The following is an 18,876-nucleotide window of genomic DNA, read 5'->3' as shown; positions in this document are numbered from 1 at the left end:
TAAATGGCAAATTCAGACCCGGTAGAGGTTGCTGTCGAGATTCTCGACCAGTTCTCTGACGACCTCCAGAAACTCGAAAAGCAACTCGACCGGATAGACGGAAAGAAACTGTCGGTCAAACTCGACATTGACGACGACGGCGATATCGAGGAGACGAAGGCGCTTCTCGAAGCCCTCGAAGAGAACCTGAAGACGGTTCTCGATATCGAGGTCAGCGGCGAAAAGGAAGCGGCGGCCATCAAGAAGGCCCTCGCTAAGAACGAGACCGCGACCATCACGTACCTCACCAAAGGGGGCGACGCTCCCGGCGGTGGCGGCGGTGGTGGGGGTGGCGGAGGCGGCGACGACGGCGGGGGTTCCCGCCGTAAAGGAAGCCGTATCGAGGTCACCCGAGCGGTCAACGACCTAATCGACGGTCAACTCAAGCGGCTCTCCCTCAACGGCGACCCCTCGTGGTACGACGACTTCACGATTGGGCGGGAAGGCCACATCTTCGGCGGCGACGGTCGGCCTATCGACCTGACGACGCCCGAGACCGAGTTTATGCGGCGCATCCAGCGTGGGACGGACGTTGCGACCGGGCGCGGCCCGGACGTTCCCCACGGCCCGATGCCCGCCCGTGAAGGCCTGACTCGGCCCCAACTGGAGAAGAGCATCCGGTGGTCTCGCCGCCGGAATATGCTCGGTAACCTCGGTCGGAACGTCGGTCGCCGCGCCCGCCGGTTCGGGTGGGCGGCCAAGCGCGAGGGCAAGTTCTTCGGCGGTCTCGCCAAGGGCGCGATGGCGGCTGTCCCCGATATGGATATGGTCGGGGGCATCGGCCAGCGGCTCGCCGCGCTCCGCCCGACGATGTATAAGTGGATGAACCTCGTCGCGCTCCTCATCCCGATGCTGATTGCCCTCGCTGGGGCAGTCCTCGGGGTGGCGGCGGCGCTCGGAGGTCTCGCTCTCGCCGGGGGCGCTGTCCTCGGCCTCGGCCTGCTCGGCTACGGTGACACGATGGCCGAGTCGATGAAGAACGCCCAACTCCGCATCAAGGAGTTGAAGAAAGACCTCTTTGGCGTCTTCCAGCCCGTTGCACAGGCGTTCCAGCCGATTACTGAACGCTTCCTCGACCACGTTCCGAACGCACTCGGCCCCATCGCGGACTCGATGAAGGGCCTCGCCGCGTTCGAGGACACATTCATCCGCGCCCTCTACGGCGGCGCGAACTGGGTCGCGGAACTCGTTGACGCCATCGTGGAACTCGAAGGCCCCATCACTCGGGTAACTACCCTTGTCGGTGGCGCTCTCGGGGACGCCCTGATTGGCGTCTTCAAGTGGGCTGTCAAGGAGGTAGACGAGAACTGGGGTGCGTTCAGCGACCTCACGGCTATCTTCGTTGACCTCATCGTAATCCTCTACAATCTCTCGAAGGCGGCCTCGTTCATCATCTCGGTGTTCAGGCCGGTCTTCGACCTCTTCGCGTGGTTCAGCGGCTTCCTGAACAACGACTTCATCCTCGGCCTACTCCGGCTGATTGCGACGTACTACCTGCTCCGTGTGGCTATCGTGGCCGCCGGACGGGCGTGGACGTGGTTCATCGGCCTCCAGTTCGTCTCGTGGGCGAAGGCGCTCATCGCGGGCGTGTTCGCGTCCATCAAGGCAATCTGGGCGTGGGTCACCGCTGTCAACGGCGCGAAGTTGGCGTGGAGGGCCTTCCTCGCCTCGACGGGGCTGGGCCTGCTCCTCGTGGGCGGCTCCCTCCTCGCTGAAGGCGCAATTCGGTCTGTCAGCAATGTCGGTTCGACCGGCCCGGCTCCCTCTGTCGGCGGCGGCAGTCCCTACGGTATGGGGTCTGTCGGCGGCGGAGGCGGAACGCAAATCAACATCTACGGGAACGTCGGCAACTCCGAGTACCAGAAACTCGCAGACGAGTTCCCGTCGCTCTACCGCGAGGAGAAAATCGTGGACGAGGAGACTGAAAAGTGAACTACGCCAACCCCTATTCGCTGGGTGGCGGGGGCGGCAGGCCCGCTATCAGCGGACAAGACACCTTCTTCGTGTACGGCTCTGGTGTCACGTTCGCTCCTACCTACGTCCCGACGCGAATCTCGGTGTCGAAGGAACGCAACCTCAACCGTGAGGATAACTTCTGTGGCACCGAGGACGTGTCCGACCTCGGCTCGAAGAACCGGGAGGTACACATCTCCGGGCTGATTCGGGAGTCGGAACTCGATTCGCTCGGGAACCTCCTCGACGCTAACTTCCCGATGCGGGTTATCGCGCCGGGATGGAGCGGTGAGATTCGGGTGATGGACGGGGAGTTTGAAGGCCCTCGGGCGTTCGACCCCCAGAACCGCGAACCCCTCTACAAGTATAGTCTAAACGTCCTCTCGACGGGTAGCGACGAAGCGCAGAAACCCGACAACGAGGACGGAGTTATCAGCGACGGACACGACCACTAATGACCTGTATCCAAGGCGGGGCTGAAATCCACTTCCTTGAGTCTGGACTGGCGTTCGAGGCCTTCGACCTCTCTACGGAGTCGGAGAAAACCCGTTACAGCCACGCTCGGGTGACGGTCTCGGAAGAGGCCGGGAAGTTGATGGCCCAGAAGGCCAAGGACGCCGAGCCGGTCGAGGTTCGGATTGCGGACACGGTTCAGAACCGCTACCTGTACCCAGAAGAGTCCTTAGAGATTCACCGGGACAACGGGCGGTTCCGGCTGTATGACGCTCGGAAGATTCTCGAACGCGGCGTTGTCACGGAACACTTCGAGGAAGTGAACGTCGGGGAGGTAACCGACTTCATCTTCGAGAACCGCGACGACCCCCACAACGTCCTGACCGGCATCCGAGCCGTGAACAAGGCACTTCTCGAACAGGAGAAGCAGGACGCCGAAGAGGACATAGTCGAGGCCATCCACGGCTCCGGCTCGGACGCGGCCCGTAGCGGCTGGAAGGGCGTCATCAACGACGGCCTCGGTCTCACGGCGGACTTCCTCGGGTTTATGGGGAGAACGCAGGGGATGCCCCATAACACGTACAAGGGGCTGGAGTTCGATGATATCTCTCCGAACGACGCCCTGAAAATGGTCGAAGAGGAGTTTGGGTTCACCTCGTGGGTGGACGACGACGGGATTCTCTGGTTGGGCCTTCCGGCGATGAAGCCCAAGAATCGGCACGCCGTAAGCGGTCTTCCGACCGACAAGGCGTACTGTATGAAGGAGTATAACGTCGTGAAGGGCGCTCACCCGGTCTCGGTCGTCAAGGTGAACGGTGAGACCCATTGGTTCGGCGGTAACGTCGATGGGAACGTCTGGAACGGCGGCGACCCTTCGGACGAACTCTACCCGATGGCGGAAGCGTGGGTGGAGGACGAGAACGGCGACGTAGCAGGCGGGAAGGTCATCACGACTGAGGAACCGCTGAAAATCTGGGACTTGGACTCACTTGAGGACGCGGCCCGGAATATGCTCATCTCATCGTCCGTGGACTACCGGAACGGGAGCATCATCTTCAACGGGATGGCCTCGGAGCAGAAGGAGAAGTTGGCCTCGATGACGGTCGGTGACATAATTATGGTCGCGGACTACGTCGAGGGCCATTGTAACCAAGCCGCTGAGGGCGGCTCCTACATCGTTTCGAGCATCCAGCACAAGTTCTCGCCTCGACGGGGCTGGAGCATCACGGTGGAGGTCGGCTCGATTCCCCGGAACATCCAGACGATGGCGGTCTACTACAACGCCAGCGACGATGTTGGCTACAAGTCCCTCAAGGCCTACTACGACGACCGGCGTGGCCGGGGGGACGGCGAGAAGAACGACGGTGATAACGTATGACAAAGTTTGGACGAGTATCTTCTGTGTTTATCGGTGAGGCCAGCGGTCGCGTTCTCGTGAACGTGGTGACCGGGCCGAACCGGGAGCCGCTGAAGATGCCGTTCCTGACGTTCCAGAAGGGGGCTTACGCCGTGCCCGAAGAGGGCGATACGGTGCAGGTCTCCGAAGTGAGCGGCGAACGGGTCGCCCACGCGCCGGTCACGGCCCCCACGTTCGAGTTCCCGACCGACCTCTCGGAAGGGGACTTCTGCTTCAAGTTCAACGATGAGACCGAACTCCACTTCTCGAAGCAGGAGGACGGCACCGTGAACGTCGAATTGTCCTGCGACGGCAAGTTGACGGTCACCGGCTCGGACGGCTTCGAGTTGGTTGACGGCGACGGCTACGGCATCGTGACCGAAGGCGGCGGCGTCTTCAATTGGCACCACGAGGACGTGGATTTCACAACGGGGCCGAAGTAGATGGAACCGCTTGCACTAATCGGAGCGTCCGTTGAGGCAGGGGGCCACCCCGGCGCGTGTTCCCCGACCGTAAGTGGTGTTCTGAGTGGGGACTCGACGGTGAAGGTGAACGGCACCCCTATCGGCGTCGAGCAGGACGCGAGCCTTGAGTTCGCCTCTCACGGACACGACGTTGACGACGAGGGCAACTGTATCGCCTACTCGGCTCACTCTATCCAGCAGGAAGCCGTGTCTCCTACCGTCTCCGTTGACGGGAAGGCCGCATACCTCGCTGTCTCGGGAGCCGCTACCGACCCCGGTTCCGGTGGCTCCGTTGACTACACCTCATCCGGCGGGAACGAGTCGGTTCACTCCGGCTGAAGTACCGCCACCCAGAAGACCAAAACAGAGTAGAGAGTCCTGTCTGGGAGGTCGTGGTTCCCGCAGGTTTGGGGATAACCGAATTGGTCGTTTTGTAGAGTCGCTATGACCGCTCTTCCGCCCTACCTTCGGTAGCCACGTACATAAGCATCACGTATAGTCTGATTTAGGAATATAAGCGATACGCATTAGCACACTATGGACATTGGACTCGATTCTAATTTCGATATTTCTCTCGACCACCGCAACGACGTTCCGCTGGTTCGGGGCCGCGCAGAGTTCGAGCAACGGCTCGCTATCCGGCTCACCTCGTACTACACCGAACTCGTCGGTGAGAACGCCGACGTGAACATCGCGGCCCTCCTGAAACTGGAGGCGAGCCGCGTGGCCGACGAGGAGGACAGCATCGACAACGTACAGAGCATCATCATCTCACCCGACCCGGACGCGCCGAACACGGTCGAGGTTCGGGTTGTCTACGCGACCGGCGAGGATTTCCTCACTACTCTCTCTGAATAAATGACTGTTAACGACGAAGGCTCGTTCGACCCGGACACCAAGGAGGTCATCCTCGACGCGATGATGGCCGACGCGAAGACCCGGTTCGGGGACGACCTCAACGACTCGGAACTTGCCATCATCCGGCTGTTCTACGACCCGATTGCCGAACGCCTCGCGGAAGCCCAGATTGACCTCGCGGCCATCCTCGACGCCTCCCAGATTGCGAACGCCAGCGGGGCGGCTCTCGACAAGGTCGTAGAGCAGATTGGTGTCAGCAGGAAGCCCGCCCAGCGAGCGACCGGGCAAGCCCGCTTCCAGCGCGAGGAGGCCGCCAGCACGGACTACACCATCCCTGTCGGGACGGTCGTTCAGACGGGCGGCTACGAACCCATCGAGTTCGAGACGACCGTTCAGGCGACGCTTCCCGCTGGACAGACGCACGTTGACGTGAACATCCGGGCGCTCGAAGGCGGCTCCGACTCGAACCTCGGGCCGAACACCATCACCCGGATGAAGACCCCGGTAACGGGCATCAACGGCGTCACGAACCACGTCGAGACCGACGGCGGCAAGAACCGAGAGACCGACCCGGAACTCCGCGAGCGGGCGAAGACGGAACTGGGCGAGGGGAGCCGGGCATCGGCCCCCGCGCTCGTCCGTGGCCTCAAGCGGGTTCCCGGCGTCAAGTCCGTCTCCATCTTCATCAACGACACCCCGGAGACCGACGCCGAGGGCCGCGACTCGAACGCCTTTGAGTTAGTCGTGGAAGGCGGCGACGAACAGGCCGTCGCTGACCAGATACTCGAACTCAAGGCCGCCGGAGACGGCACCGTAGGTGGCATCGCCGGGACGCCCAAGACGGGCGACGCGGCGCTCCCAAACGGGCAGACGCACCCGGTCTCGTGGAGTGAGCCGACCCAGCGACAGGTCTACGTCGATATGACCATCACGACGACGGAGGACTACGAGGGCGACACCGCCGTTCGTGACTCCATCGTTCGGTACATCGGCGGCACGCGGTCGTCGGGGACTCTCACTTCGGGCGACCTCGACGGCGGCGACGACGTGCTGGTTGGTGAGATTGAGTTCGCCATCCGGCAGGTTCCCGGCGTCTATGACGTGACCGACCTGAAAGTGGGTCTCACCGAGAATCCGACCGGAACCGACAACGTCGAAATTAGCGGGCAGGAGGTCGCCACCTCGGACGCCCTCGACGGCTCGCTGACCATCACGCGGAACTCCCTCTAAACTATGACTGACGAGTACCCCACCGTCGAGGAACTGACAACGGCCCTTCCGGCGTTTATGCCGAAGGACGAGACTTCGGGGAACTACGACCTGCTGTGGGCCGCCGCCGAAGCCATCGACCGGCTCGACGCCGATATCGAGACTGTCGATAAGGCGATGACGTTACAGGATGCGGAGAAGGCCTCTTCCATAAATCGGATTGCCGACGTGGTCGGGGCTTCCCGCCGCGATGGGGAGAGCCTTGAGAAGTACCGTGCGCGGGTTCTGATGGAGTTTCAGGCTCTCACCGCAGAGGGTACAATCAGCGATATCTTTATATTGCTCTCCAGCATCCTGAGGGGGGAAGTAGACGAACTCTGGTATCAAGACTGGAGATACCTCTACGACGAACCCTCGACTGTCGCCTTCCTCGTCCCCTCTCACCGGGTCGAAGACTCCGTTCTCGAACCCTCCGACCTACCGGAGATAGCCGACAAACTGAATCCCGCCGGGAAGCACGTCGAGATTCAGTATAACGGCTCCTTCCGGCCTGTGTCCGTTGAGGAGTACGAGAGCGGTCAGACTGACCCGAACCGGGGGTTCGGAACGCTCGATGAAAACGGCGACCCCGCCGACTCCGGCGGCACCTTCGGAGGACTGATTCAATAAATGGCATACGAGACACTTCTAAAGTCGTGGGGAGACCCCGGCGTTGAGTGGAAGGACGGCTGGGCCTTCGCTAAGGACGAGCCGCTTCCCGCCGAGTGGGCGAACTTCCTGTTCGACAATCTCATCAAGGACGTACAGCACCTCATCGACCACACGAACACCCTCGACCCCGAGACGGACGGGACGGTGGTGAACGCGGACAAGGTCGATGGACTCCACGCCGACCAACTGGGCGGCTTCAAGTTCACGCAAGTCGAGACCCCGGATAACCTCACGGAGTCCGTCTCGTGGCACAAGACCTCTTCTGGTCTCCTCTACATCTCCGACGGGGAGAAGTTCGAGGCCCAGCCCGAGATTGGGTATCAGGAGTACGACGACTTCACGGTGTCCGATGTTGCGGTTACCTTCGACCCGGTTCCCCGCACGGAACTGACCGACACGGGGAGCATCAAACTGATTGACGAGGTCGTGGTTGCAGACTTCACCGACGGGGTGAAGCCGAACGACCGAGCGTGGGAGTGGACGACCGCCCCCTCGTTGTCGGGAACCGAAGGCCACGTCGAATCCGTCGGGAACACCGCCTCCGCTGTGCTGACCCGCGAGGCCCCGGTCGCCCAGAACATCGAGGCTCGGCTCCGTATCGACGGCGACACGGCGAATATCAACGACGCGGCCCACCTCCGGCTCGACGGCCCGAACGGGACGCGCTGGTTCCAGATTACGTTCAACGACGGTGGCGGCAACGTCACCCTCCACGACAACTCCGAACTCTTCGCTTCGTGGTCGCCCGGCTCGAACTACGACTTCGAGTTCGATGTGGACTACGACGCCGGGACGTTCACCCTCTTCATCAACGGCGTCGAGGAACTGACGGACTACCCGATGGAGAACGCGGTCTCGGGAACCTCCGAGATTACGTTCATCACGGATACGTCCTCCTCGGGCTACACCCGCGCCATCTACCTCGACAGCATCGTTGAGGGCGCTCGGGAGTATGGCGAGACCATCCTCACGCCGGTCGAGCCGGACGAGCGTATCACGGACTGGGATATCCTTCGGTACACGGAGACCGAGGACGGCGAGACCGTCACGGTGGACGTGCTGGACGAGGTCGGGAACGTTCTGGTCTCGGATATCGAGAACCACGGCGATATCTCGACGGCGGTTCCCGCTGGCACCAACCTCCAGATTCGGGTTCGGATAGCCCGCTCGAACGTGGCGAACAATCCCACGTTCGATGGCTTCTACCGGCGCTGGGTGATGCGGCCCGGCGACACCGGCCTCTCGAAGAAGGAGGAAGAGGAGTGGAAGGCGATGGACACCCGAGCGCGATACCGCCACACGCGGCTCGCTCGGCGGCAATCCTAATCTCACCTATCATCTATGGTTAACTACGGAAGCGGTCAACTTGGCGACGAAACGATTAGCACGAACACGACCAAGACGAATCCCGTTCTGGAATATCGGAATCTGACGGTCGAGGAGGGAGCGACTCTCACCCTCCAGTCTCGGTCTCGGTTGATGGTCACCGACACACTCACCGTGAACGGCACCATCAAGACTCTCTACGATATCGCGGGTAGTGGCTCCGGCGGCCCGAGGGGCGGTAACTCCGGGGGGAACCTCGAATTGATGGCGAAGACCATCGAGGGAACCGGCACCATTTCGGTGGACGGAGAATCGGGTTCCTCCGGCAACAACTTCGGTAACAACAGCAACGGTGGCTCTGGTGCGGGGTACAGCATCCCTGCGACCGGCGCTTCCGGCACCGGGGGCACAAACCCCAGCGTGGGGACGAACCGCTACTACGACGGGAATAACTGGAACGGGAACAACGGGGGCGGCTCTGGGAACGCGCACTCTTCAGTCTACAACGACTCGACGCTCAAGCCCTACCTCGAAGACTACCTCCTCTCCGGTGCCTACATCACCCAGAGTCCGCTCGACACCCTCCTTCCCGGTTCCGGCGACTCCGGTGCTGGCGGTGGTAACGAGCAGTTGCGGATGTATAACCCCGCGAACCACGGCAACAACAATAACAACTACGGTAGTTACGTTGACGTGGGCGGCGGCGGTGGTGGTGCCGGTGGGAGTTTCGCCTCGAAGGGCGGGGGCGGTGGTAACGGCGACGACGACCAAGCGAACAAGAACCACTACCTGAGCCACCAGAGCAACAACGACACCTCCTACAACAGTTACGCTCGGGCGAACGTCAGGGGCGGTGAGGGGGGCGCTGGCGGTGGCGCTGGCGGCTTCATCCTACTCGTCTCCGAGAGCGTCGGTCTCGGTGTCACGTTCTCTGCTAAGGGAGGACAGGGCGGTGACGGCTTCCACAGCGAAGTTGATGGATACAACCGCAACGACGGCGGTGGCACCTCGAACTTCAATATAAAGGAGGCCAAGCGCGATGGCGGCGGCGGTGGTGGCGGTGCTGGTGGTCTCGTCATCGGGTTCGCTGACCAGACCCCGAGCCTCGACCTCGGTGGTGGAGTCGGTGGTATCCCCGGCGGGCAGAAGTACGATGGCTCGAACTTCAACTCGAACGCGGGGAAGACGGGTCAGGACGGAATCACGTTCATCTACGATATCAAGGAGTTGCTCTAAAATGGTTCAGGAAATTACGGTTCTGGTAGTCCCGCCGGGCTACGAAGGTAACGACGTGGGTGATTCCCGCGTTGACGAGGTCGAGGTTGACCCCGAGACGGACGTGGCCTATCTCGACACCCGAATCGTCCCCGAGGAAAGTTCGACAGCGGTTGACCGCGCCCTCGTCACCGACGCACGGAAACAGGTCATCGCTGACTCTATCGCCGCGTACAAGGAAGAGACAAACAAGGACGCTCCCGACACCCAGATTCAGTTGGCGGCTCTCGAACAGGCCGTCTCCTTTATGTGGGACGTGGTGAGCGGCGAAGACGTGGGTTCGGCTGGCGACCACGAGGCCGCCCAGACCGACGACACCTCGGCCTGAAAAGGCCACTTCTGCGGTTTTCTAATGGTAAAATTTCTACTCGATAGTGACGACGATTGGATTGAGACTGTCCGCCGGGTACTGTATCCCCGGCTCCACCCGTACCTCGTGCCCTTCGGCGGGTACGGCGTCGGGACGACCACGCTGAATCAGTACGTGGCCCACCTCGATGAAGACGAGGAGGCCATCGAAGAGGAACTGGTGGCCGCTGGCGGCGAGCGGAACCCTATCGCCTGCTTCAAAACCCTTCCCGACGGTCGGCTCTCGGAGGGGTCGTGGCGATTCACCCACGCGACTGACCCGACCGGGCGCGTCGAGCCGGGGATGCAACTACACATCACCCTGTTCGAGCGCGACGACGGCCTACCGGGCCGAGAGGTCTACGCCCACTATGAGGACGACTGGATGGCTGACGCCTCCGGTCACCTCAAGGGAGCGAACTTCTCGGCGTCGAAGGGCGTCTCCTACGCGACCGTACTGTTCGACAACCACACCTACCTGATTGCACACCAACGATGAATCTTCCTGAAGTTATCCTGATTGGCGACCTCGAACTGCTCTTCCTCGGTATGGCTCTCGCGGCTGGGATGCCCCGGCTTGCTCGCCGTATTCTCCGCCGCCGGTATGGAGCCGGTGACAGCGGGAACGCCAGCGCCGAGTGCGACGACTGCCCGAAGCCCGTGGACTGCGCCGCCCTCGGCTGTCGGAAGGAACGATAGATGGGCGGCTTCGCGTCCGAGTGTCGAGACTGCGGTTCCCGCCGCGTTCAGCCCATCGGTGGCTGTCCGGTTTGTCTCGACTGCGGGTGGTCTGCCTGCGGGTAAGACCCCTTCTACACCCCGCTGAGCGACACCCTTTTAGTACCTGACGTAGTGTAGATGGGGGAACTACCCCCGAGTGGCAACGCGATTCGACCACACCAACCAGACCCAAAATGTTAGACCTAAGCAGTTTCACCGAGAAGGTCAGCGACCTCTCGGGGTACAAGAAGTTAGAGAACGACGACACCGAAGGTTCCATCGTTGAGTTCGTTTGCCGAGAAGACGACTATGGGGTTCTCCCCGAGCCGATTCCGGCGAACAAGGTGATGCCGGACTGGTACAAGAACCTCCAGCAGTTCACTCGTGGCGGGAACGACCAGAAGAGCATCGGCACTTCCACCGTCAAGCGGTGCGCTCCGTTTATGGAAGCGATGACGATGGGCTGGATTCTCCCGCTCGCGGCGGACGTGGAGTTCCGGGCACAGGACGGCTACGTTGAATACAAATGGGACTTCGACCTCGATATGGTCAGTTCACACAGTATGGCTCAGGTCGGGGAAGAGATGTTCCCCCGACACGAGTGGCCCATCCTAAAGTGGCACAACTACTGGTGCATCAACGTCCCTGACGGTTACTCTCTGTTGATTACCTCGCCGTTCAACCGCATCGAGGAACGCTTCGAGACCTTCTCCGGTGTCGTGGATGCCGACCGCTACTTCAACTTCATCAACGCGCCGTTTATGTGGACGGGTGGAGACTTCGAGGGAATCATCGAGGCAGGGACGCCGCTCGTTCAGGTCATCCCGTTCCGACGCGACGCCTTCATCACCGATGGTCTCGCTCGACCGATGACCGACGAGGAACACGAGTATCAGATTAAGACCCAGCGGCGGCTCGGTGTGAACGAGTCTCACTACCGGGAAGACCTCTGGGTTCACAAGAAGGGAACTCGAAATGTGCCCTTCGACCCCGACTCGGACGAGTAACCAGAAAATAGCCTATTCTTCACGATTTGTCACGCCACAGGAGGCCCGTGGTGGGCTTCCAGCGCGACCCCGAAGGCGATACATCCCGATACCAGAATCCCCTCAGACGCCCCAGATTGCGTTCTGAGCGGGGGCACCTACACGGCTTCTATCCCTCGAAAACAGGCGCTACGACGGTTCTATTTTAGATGCTGACGCCGACGAGGTAGAGGTCGATATCGTTACAGAAATCCTGCATCAACTCTTCTTCGTGCTGGCCGAGGTCGCCGTCCTTGATGGACTCGACCACGGCTTCCTGAACCAACACGGCCTGCATCGGGGAAGGCTTGAGCGCCATACTGTTCTACACGAGACCCGCTATCTTATACCTTTCAGATAGGTTATGGAAGGGGCCTTCTGGATTACAGCAGGTCTCGGTATTCTTTCCTCCTTTTCAGCGCGTCCTCCTTCGTCCGGGCGTCGTAGTGCTTTTCCAATACCTCAACAGATACATCTACGCGCTCTGATATAATCTCCTTCGGGATGCCCTTGTTGATGTGGTGGGTGATAGAACCACGCCGGATAGGGTGGAGCGACGTATTCTCCGGGCAGGACATAGCCCGCTTCTTCTTCGTGAACTCGCAGGTCTCGATATCCTTCCCAGCGGGACACTCCCCGGTGTAGACGCAGGGCCGCGTGTAGGCGACCGCGTTCTTGTAGGCCCGCTGGCGGGTGAGCCGACCGTGTTCCGTTGTGAAGAGCGGCTTCCTGCCGTATTCGTCAGTCACGTCGTGGCGACGCAGATTGATATACTCGTGGAGCAGGTCGTACAGCGACTCCGTCAGTTGGATTCGCCGCTCGCTCTTCTCCTTGTTTTTCAGGGAAGTCCCCTTCTCCTTCCGGTCTACGAAGTCGAGCGCGGGGTCTCCCTCTTCGTCCCGGTGGAGGTCTTCGAGGTCGAGGCTGACAGCCCCGGAGGCCCGGCAGGCGGTGTCCCACATCAGCCGGAACAGAACGTGCTGTCGGGTGCCGTATTCGTAGGTGGAGAGGTAGTCGAGGATTTGGTTAGCCCGGTGAGCCGGGACGGTCTCGTAACTGACCATATCGGACTCGTCCACGTTCGGGACGCGGGTTCGGTCGTAGACACCCGGCTCGATGAGACCGGCGTTCTCGCACCATTTGATGAACACACGGGCGAGTTTGACGGACTGGTGGGCCGTTGCCGGGGAGATATCCTCGGACTCCCGCTTCTGCACCCACGTCTCCATCACGTAGGAGTTGATTTCACCGACCGCTTCGATGCCTTGGTTCTCGCAGAATTGGACGAGGTGTTTGGTGGGGTACTTGTAGGCCCGGTAGGAGGACGGCTTAACGTTCTTCTGTTTGACGTTCAAAAACTGACGCCGTGCGGCTCTGGGTGACAGTTCTTCTGACGGGTCGCGTTCGGAGATGGGTTTCATTGTTCGGTGTCTCCGTTCACCCGTCCGCTGGCTGGGTCGTCCGAGGCCGATAGGTGATATCAGTCTCGACGGCCCAACACCAGCGTCCGAAGGACGTTGGTGTGGGGACGGAGGGCCGACCGAAACCCGTCAGGGTTGAGGGAGGTTGAACCCGCGAGCGGCCTCGTTAGGCCGCGAGCGGCGGGGGTTCAAATCCCTCCGGCCCCATTCTGTATAAAAGTAAATCGGAAGCTCTTGCTCCCTTCCGCTTACCTCAACTAAACTTCTCAGCGACAGCATTATACGAGTTCAAGGAGGAAACTCACGCTTTAGTCGTGGATTCCTGACGTGACGCGAACGCTGGCGAGGGGAAAACGAGTTAGCTGACGCGTTTCTCTAGGTCGAAGTCGACGGGTGCGGCGTCGAGGACAAGCAGCGAGTGGTAGCGCATGTAGACCCCGATGGGGACGCGGACTGCGATTAGAACGACGAGTGCGAGGACGACGCCGATGGCGAGCGCCACGACGAGACCGGCAGTGCCGACGCCCGGCCCGAACAGGCTCACGCCGGCGAGGAGCGCGATAGGCGCGAGGAACGCGCCGGCGACGATGCTCGCAGCGAGTGCGGCGACGACGGAGAGTGCGAGTCGAACGAGCGCGTAGACGGCGAACTCGCGCCACTGGTCGGTGAGTGCGGGCCAGAACGTCCGCCAGCCGTCGAGGACACCGATATCGCGGTCAGCCATCAGCGGGACGACGAAACCGGTCGTGAACGCGCTCACGACGAGCGCCGCGAGCAGGAGGAGGCCGAGGACCGGGAGGAGGAAGACGAGCCAGAACAGCGGGACGAGTGCGCGCTGCTGGAGCGTCGTGAGCGCGACGCCCGCGACGGCCGCCAGTGGGAGCGCGACAGCTAACCCAAGACAGAGTCGGAAGCCGAACAGTCGGACGCCCGCCCCGAGGGAGCGACCGAACGGGGCGGCCAATCGAACCTCGCCCATCCGGAGTCCGTCGACGAAGACGAACTCGAAGACGGCGCCGACCACGCCGAACAGGACGACGAACGCCGTCCCGAGCGCGAGGAGGACGCCGAGTCGGAGCGGGACGATAGACGGGTCGAGCGCACCGAGCGGGACGTTGTCGACGACCATCGTCGGACTCCGCCCCACCGAGGAGCCGCCGGTGAACAGGACGACGACGGCGAGTCGGAGCCACACCCCCGCCTCGAACGGCTGGAGCAACGACTTCGACTCGTCGAACGCACCTTCGAGGGCGTCGACGGCGTACCACGACATACACCCGCCTTCCGGTGGGTCGCAGATAAAGGGTGGTGGCCGCGGGCCGACGACCGGTCGACCACGCGCCTCCTCGCGTCGGTCTGGCCCGTCCGTTTAACAGACCGCGTCTCCCAGAGGCGTACGATGAATACGGTCGAGTTGGTGGTGCGACTGGTCGGTGGGGTCCTGTTGTTGGGGATGAACGGCTTCTTCGTCGTGACGGAGTTCGCCCTCACCCGCGTCCGACAGTTCCCCGAGTCCGAGTTCGACGAGGGTGACCTCCACCGCGCGTGGGAGATGACCGAGGAACTGGAGGTCTACCTCTCGGGGTGTCAGGTCGGCATCACCGTCGCCAGCATCTCACTCGGTGTTGTCGCCGAACCCGCCGTCGCGTCCCTCTTCGGCGTCGGCGGTCTCCTCTCGCACGCGCTCTCCGCAATTCTTGCGCTCGTCGTCATCAACTTCTTCCACATCGTCGTCGGCGAGCAGATTCCGACCTACCTCGGCGTCGAGCGGACGATCACGGTCGCACGCTACTGCGCCGGCGGACTCTACTGGTGGACGAGGGCGATGTACCCGTTCATCCGCGCGGCCGACTGGCTCGCGAAGTCGGTCCTCGCGGCGGCCGGCGTCGAGATGACTCGCGCGTGGACCGAAGAAGGCGACGGGGAGGCTGTCTCTTCGCGGGCCGAACTCCGCCGGGAGATCGGTGCCATCCTCTCGAGCGACGTCCTCCCCGAGGAGCGCCAAGAGGAAGTCCTCGGTGCACTCGAAATCGGGACCGAACCGGTCCGAGAAATCGCCATCCCTCCCGAGGACATCGTCACGCTCTCGGCACACGCTCCGTTCGAGGAGAACCTCGCGACGATGGCCGAACACCCCCACGTCCGCTTCCCGCTCGTCGGCGACGACCTCGAAGACTTCCGGGGAATCGTCTACACGCCGGTCGTCCTCCGTGAGATCGACGCCCTCCGATCGGGCGAGAAGAGTCTCGAAGACGTCGCCTTTGAACCGATGACGGTCGGCGGCGACGCCGCGGTGGCGAGCGTCATCGACGCCTTCCAGGCGCGCCAGCAGGAACTCGCCTTCGTCGTCGACGACGGGGAGGTGGTCGGGCTCGTCACCCCGACGGACACCTTCGAGGAGATAACGGGCGAGTTCGGCGATCCGGTCGAGCAACCGGGCGACCCCACCGAGGCGGAACTCGGCGGGACCGATCCCTCAGAGTAGCGCGTCGAGGTCGGTGTGTCGTTCGAGGAGGTCGCGCATCGTCTTGACTGTCTCGGCGTCGCGGACGCGCCCACCACGGACGAGCTCCTCGCCGCGTTCGATCGTCGTGAGGGTGTCCGTCGTGACGACGAGAACCGGGACGCCACGTTCTTCAGCCTTTCCGAGGACCGCGCCCGGTGGTTCGTGGCCGCCGGTCAGGACCAGACAGTTCACGCCCGGGGCGTCGAGGGCCGCGGTCTGGACGTCGGTGCGGTCGCCGCCGGTGACGACGGCGGCGTCCTTCGTCCGGCGGAAGTGGCTGAGCGCGGCCTCGCCGCTCATGGCTCCGACGACGAACCGCTCGACGTAGGCCGACGTGTCGGCGTCGGTGAGCATACGTGCTCCGAGTTCGTCGGCGAGGTCGGCGACGGACACGCCCGCGAGGTCCTGGACGCGGGGGATGCTCCCGAGGACGGGCACGCCCTTCGACTCCAGGAAGGACGCTACCTCGCCGTCGACACGGTCGTACTGGGCGTCGGGGACGGCGTTGAAGACGATGCCGTCGAGGCGCTCACCGAACCGGTCGGCGGCGTCGAGGACCGCGTCGACGTCGCGTGACTCGTCGAACCGGGAGACGAGGACGACGCTCGCGTCGAGCAGGTCGGCCACCTCGGGGTCGGTGAGGTCGACGGCCGCCCCGGTCGAGATGGTGTCGGCCCCCTCGACGGCGACGAATGACGTGTCCTCGCTGATGGCTTCGAACGCCTCGCGAACCCGCTCGCGCAGGTCGGCGGCGTTCTCTCGCCCGCGAACGACGCCGTCGACGAACGTCGGGGAGTAGACGATGGGTTCGAGTTCGTGTGTCTCGGCATCGAGTCCGAGGACGTCACGAGCCAACAGCGGGTCGGTGTCGAGAGTCTTGCCCACGTTGCTCTGGAGGCGGGTGCCCTTCGGTTTCATGTAGCCGACGGTGTCGCCGCGGTCGGCCGCGATGGTCGCGAGCGCGAGCGAAACCGCCGTCTTGCCGGTGCTCTCTTCGGTCGAGGCGATAAGTCTAGTCGTCATAGTTCGTCGGGGTCGACCGTGAGTCGGACGTCGATGGCCTGGACGCCGTCAGGCGTGGCCACGAGCGGATTCACGTCGAGTTCGAGGATGGCCGGGAAGTCGGTCACGAGTTGCGAGAGGCGCTGGATGGTCTCGGCGACGCTCTCGCGGTCGGCGGACGGGCGGCCGCGTGCACCGCGGAGGAGCGGCGCGGCCTGGATCTCGTCGAGCATCTCCGTGGCCTCGCGGTCGGTGACGGGTGCGACGCGGAAAGTGGTGTCCTCCATCACCTCCACGAAGATGCCACCGAGACCGAACATCAACAGCGGGCCGAACTGCGGGTCGCGGTTCACCCCGAGGATGGTCTCGGTCCCCGCGTCGAGGTCGACCTGCTCCTGAACCTGGACGCCGAGGATGGTCGCGTCCGGTTGGTAGTTGCGCGCACGGGTGACGAGGTCCTCGAAGGCGTCGTACACCTCCTCGGGCGAGACGCCCACCTTCACGCCGCCGATGTCGGATTTGTGGAGAATGTCCGGGCTGACGATCTTCATCACGACGTCGCCCTCGATGTCCTGAGCGGCGTTGACGGCGTCTTCGGGCGTATCGACGATCTCGCTCTTCGGCGTGGGGATGCCGTAGGCGTCGAGGAGGTCCATCGCCTCCACGCCGAGTCGGTTCTCGCCGCGCTCCTGGACCTGTTCGAGCACGTCGCGGGCGCGCTCGCGGTCCACGTCGAAATTCGGCGGCGTGCCGTACTCCCGCTCGGTGATCTCACGCTGGCGGGCGAGCGCGTCGAGGCTCCGGACGGCCCGCGCCGGGTCGAAGTAGTTGGGGACGCCGCCCTCGCGGAGGACGCGACCCGCGTCAGTGGCGCGCTCGCCGCCCATCAGACAGGCGACCATAGGCTTGCCGTGCTCGCGCTGGCAAGCGACGACGGCCTCGGCGAGTTCGGCGTAGTCGAGGACGGCTGTGGGAGCGGAGATGACGACGGCGGCGTCGACGTTCTCGTCGGCGAGGGCGGCGTCGACCGCGGTCCGGAAACGCTCGACATCGGCGTCGCCGATGGTGTCGACGGGATTGTAGACGTTTGCGCCGCCCGGCAGCGACTCGCGAAGCGCGTCGATGGTCTCGTCGCCGAACGACGCCATCGAGAGTCGGGAGTCCCCGACGGCGTCGGTCGCCATCACGCCCGGGCCGCCCGCGTTGGTCACGACGGCCACCGAGTCGCCGTCCGGGAGGGGTTGGCCGTCGAGGACACGCGCGAAGTCGAACAACTCTTGAACGTTCTCCGCGCGGAGGACGCCCGCCTGGTCGAGTCCGGCCTCGTACGCCTCCTCGGAGCCAGCGAGCGTACCCGTGTGCGAGGAGGCGGCCTGTGCGCCGGCCTCGGTGCGCCCGGACTTCACGAGGACGATGGGCGTCTCACGGGTGGTCTCGCGGGCCGTCTCGATGAACTCGCGGCCGTCCTCGATGCCTTCGAGGTAGCCGAGGACGACCCCGGTGTGGTCGTCCTCGCCCCAGAAGTCGACGAAGTCCGTCTCGTCCATCACGGCCTTGTTACCGAGCGAGACGACGTCTTTGAAGCCGATCCCCTGGTCGTTCGCCCAGTCAAGGACGGCGGTGATGAACGCCCCGGACTGGCTCATGAACGAGAGCGTCCCCGGGAGCGCACCGCCCGGCCCGAACGTGGCGTTCAGATTTCGGGGCGTACTCAGGATACCGAGACTGTTCGGCCCGACGAGGTTGACGCCGTACTCCTCGGCGACCTGCTGGAGGTCGCGCTCGCGGGCGGCGCCTTCGCTCCCGGCCTCGCCGAACCCGGCGGTGACGACCACCGCGTTCTCGACGCCGCGTTCGCCGGCCTCGCGGACCACGTCGACGGCCGACTCGGGCGGGACGACGACCACCACGAGGTCGATATCGTGGGGGACGTCGGCGAGGGTGGGGAAACACGATTCGCCGAACACCGTCTCGCGTCTCGGGTTGACCGGGACCACCTCGCCGTCGAACCCGTCGAGATTTTGCCAGATGGCCCGGCCGACGGATCCCTCGCGTTCCGTCGCGCCGACGACCGCGATCCGCTCGGGGGCGAACAGCCCCCGGATGCCTTGCGTCATCGTCGGAAGCGACGGCCGGCACCGGGAAAAAGGCGTGGGGCGTGTCTCACACG

General features: G+C 63.2%; 20 protein-coding genes. 15 read left to right on the top strand and 5 right to left on the bottom strand.

Annotated elements, in window-relative coordinates; all coding sequences use genetic code 11:
* The first annotated feature begins 3 nt into the window (after positions 1-3).
* From P0Y33_RS04955 to P0Y33_RS04890, 14 genes are all read left to right on the top strand, one after another.
* Positions 4-1,971, top strand: coding sequence for a hypothetical protein (locus P0Y33_RS04955; protein ID WP_279529441.1), 1,968 nt, complete (start codon positions 4-6; stop codon positions 1,969-1,971).
* Positions 1,968-2,447 (top strand): hypothetical protein, encoded by a 480-nt coding sequence (locus tag P0Y33_RS04950; protein ID WP_279529440.1) that lies wholly within the window; start codon positions 1,968-1,970, stop codon positions 2,445-2,447. Before P0Y33_RS04955 ends, P0Y33_RS04950 begins: the two co-directional genes overlap by 4 nt.
* Positions 2,447-3,823 (top strand): hypothetical protein, encoded by a 1,377-nt coding sequence (locus P0Y33_RS04945; RefSeq protein ID WP_279529439.1) that lies wholly within the window; start codon positions 2,447-2,449, stop codon positions 3,821-3,823. The genes P0Y33_RS04950 and P0Y33_RS04945 overlap by 1 nt, the downstream gene beginning before the upstream one ends.
* Positions 3,824-3,846: 23 nt before the next feature.
* Positions 3,847-4,284 carry a hypothetical protein gene (locus P0Y33_RS04940; protein WP_279529438.1) on the top strand — a complete coding sequence of 146 codons (438 nt, stop codon included), beginning with the start codon at positions 3,847-3,849 and terminating at the stop codon, positions 4,282-4,284.
* On the top strand, positions 4,285-4,644 hold the full coding sequence (locus tag P0Y33_RS04935) for a PAAR domain-containing protein (RefSeq protein ID WP_279529437.1): 360 nt from the start codon (positions 4,285-4,287) through the stop codon (positions 4,642-4,644).
* 198 nt (positions 4,645-4,842) lie between these two features.
* Positions 4,843-5,163, top strand: coding sequence for a hypothetical protein (locus tag P0Y33_RS04930; protein WP_279529436.1), 321 nt, complete (start codon positions 4,843-4,845; stop codon positions 5,161-5,163).
* Positions 5,164-6,393: a baseplate J/gp47 family protein gene (locus tag P0Y33_RS04925; RefSeq protein ID WP_279529435.1), complete on the top strand. Its 1,230-nt coding sequence runs from the start codon at positions 5,164-5,166 to the stop codon at positions 6,391-6,393.
* Positions 6,394-6,396: 3 nt separating this feature from the next.
* Positions 6,397-7,041, top strand: coding sequence for a hypothetical protein (locus P0Y33_RS04920; RefSeq protein WP_279529434.1), 645 nt, complete (start codon positions 6,397-6,399; stop codon positions 7,039-7,041).
* The gene (locus P0Y33_RS04915) at positions 7,042-8,409 is read left to right on the top strand and encodes a hypothetical protein (protein WP_279529433.1); all 1,368 of its coding nucleotides are present in this window, start codon (positions 7,042-7,044) and stop codon (positions 8,407-8,409) included. It begins immediately after the preceding gene.
* Between the two features lie 153 nt (positions 8,410-8,562).
* Positions 8,563-9,645: a hypothetical protein gene (locus tag P0Y33_RS04910; protein WP_279529432.1), complete on the top strand. Its 1,083-nt coding sequence runs from the start codon at positions 8,563-8,565 to the stop codon at positions 9,643-9,645.
* A gap of 1 nt (position 9,646) precedes the next feature.
* Entirely contained in the window at positions 9,647-10,012 is a 366-nt protein-coding gene (locus tag P0Y33_RS04905; RefSeq protein WP_279529431.1) for a hypothetical protein, read from the top strand.
* A 24-nt stretch (positions 10,013-10,036) separates the two neighbouring features.
* Positions 10,037-10,531 (top strand): hypothetical protein, encoded by a 495-nt coding sequence (locus P0Y33_RS04900; protein ID WP_279529430.1) that lies wholly within the window; start codon positions 10,037-10,039, stop codon positions 10,529-10,531.
* Complete coding sequence (locus P0Y33_RS04895) at positions 10,528-10,731, top strand: hypothetical protein (RefSeq protein WP_279529429.1); 204 nt, start codon at positions 10,528-10,530, stop codon at positions 10,729-10,731. The genes P0Y33_RS04900 and P0Y33_RS04895 overlap by 4 nt, the downstream gene beginning before the upstream one ends.
* Positions 10,732-10,946: 215 nt before the next feature.
* On the top strand, positions 10,947-11,759 hold the full coding sequence (locus P0Y33_RS04890; RefSeq protein WP_279529428.1) for a DUF6065 family protein: 813 nt from the start codon (positions 10,947-10,949) through the stop codon (positions 11,757-11,759).
* Positions 11,760-11,943: 184 nt separating this feature from the next.
* Here the strand turns inward: P0Y33_RS04890 and P0Y33_RS04885 are convergent, their stop codons facing one another.
* From P0Y33_RS04885 to P0Y33_RS04875, 3 genes are all read right to left on the bottom strand, one after another.
* Positions 11,944-12,096 (bottom strand): hypothetical protein, encoded by a 153-nt coding sequence (locus P0Y33_RS04885; RefSeq protein ID WP_279529427.1) that lies wholly within the window; start codon positions 12,094-12,096, stop codon positions 11,944-11,946.
* A 64-nt stretch (positions 12,097-12,160) separates the two neighbouring features.
* Entirely contained in the window at positions 12,161-13,198 is a 1,038-nt protein-coding gene (locus P0Y33_RS04880) for a tyrosine-type recombinase/integrase (RefSeq protein WP_279529426.1), read from the bottom strand.
* Positions 13,199-13,556: 358 nt separating this feature from the next.
* A complete protein-coding gene (locus P0Y33_RS04875; RefSeq protein ID WP_279529425.1) occupies positions 13,557-14,471 on the bottom strand; it encodes a DUF7544 domain-containing protein in 915 nt (304 codons plus the stop codon).
* A gap of 126 nt (positions 14,472-14,597) precedes the next feature.
* On the opposite strand from P0Y33_RS04875, the gene P0Y33_RS04870 reads away from it, so the two are divergent.
* Positions 14,598-15,683 carry a CNNM domain-containing protein gene (locus P0Y33_RS04870; RefSeq protein WP_279529424.1) on the top strand — a complete coding sequence of 362 codons (1,086 nt, stop codon included), beginning with the start codon at positions 14,598-14,600 and terminating at the stop codon, positions 15,681-15,683.
* Here P0Y33_RS04870 and P0Y33_RS04865 read toward each other — a convergent pair.
* Both P0Y33_RS04865 and P0Y33_RS04860 read right to left on the bottom strand, forming a co-directional pair.
* Entirely contained in the window at positions 15,675-16,727 is a 1,053-nt protein-coding gene (locus P0Y33_RS04865) for a phosphotransacetylase family protein (protein WP_279529423.1), read from the bottom strand. The genes P0Y33_RS04870 and P0Y33_RS04865 overlap by 9 nt on opposite strands.
* The gene (locus P0Y33_RS04860) at positions 16,724-18,823 is read right to left on the bottom strand and encodes an acetate--CoA ligase family protein (protein WP_279529422.1); all 2,100 of its coding nucleotides are present in this window, start codon (positions 18,821-18,823) and stop codon (positions 16,724-16,726) included. Before P0Y33_RS04860 ends, P0Y33_RS04865 begins: the two co-directional genes overlap by 4 nt.
* Positions 18,824-18,876 lie beyond the last annotated feature (53 nt).

It is taken from the genome of Halospeciosus flavus (assembly GCF_029814175.1).
Classification (GTDB): domain Archaea; phylum Halobacteriota; class Halobacteria; order Halobacteriales; family Halobacteriaceae; genus Halospeciosus; species Halospeciosus flavus.
Note: the sequence above shows the minus strand (reverse complement) of the source record. Positions and strands in the feature narration are given on the sequence as shown.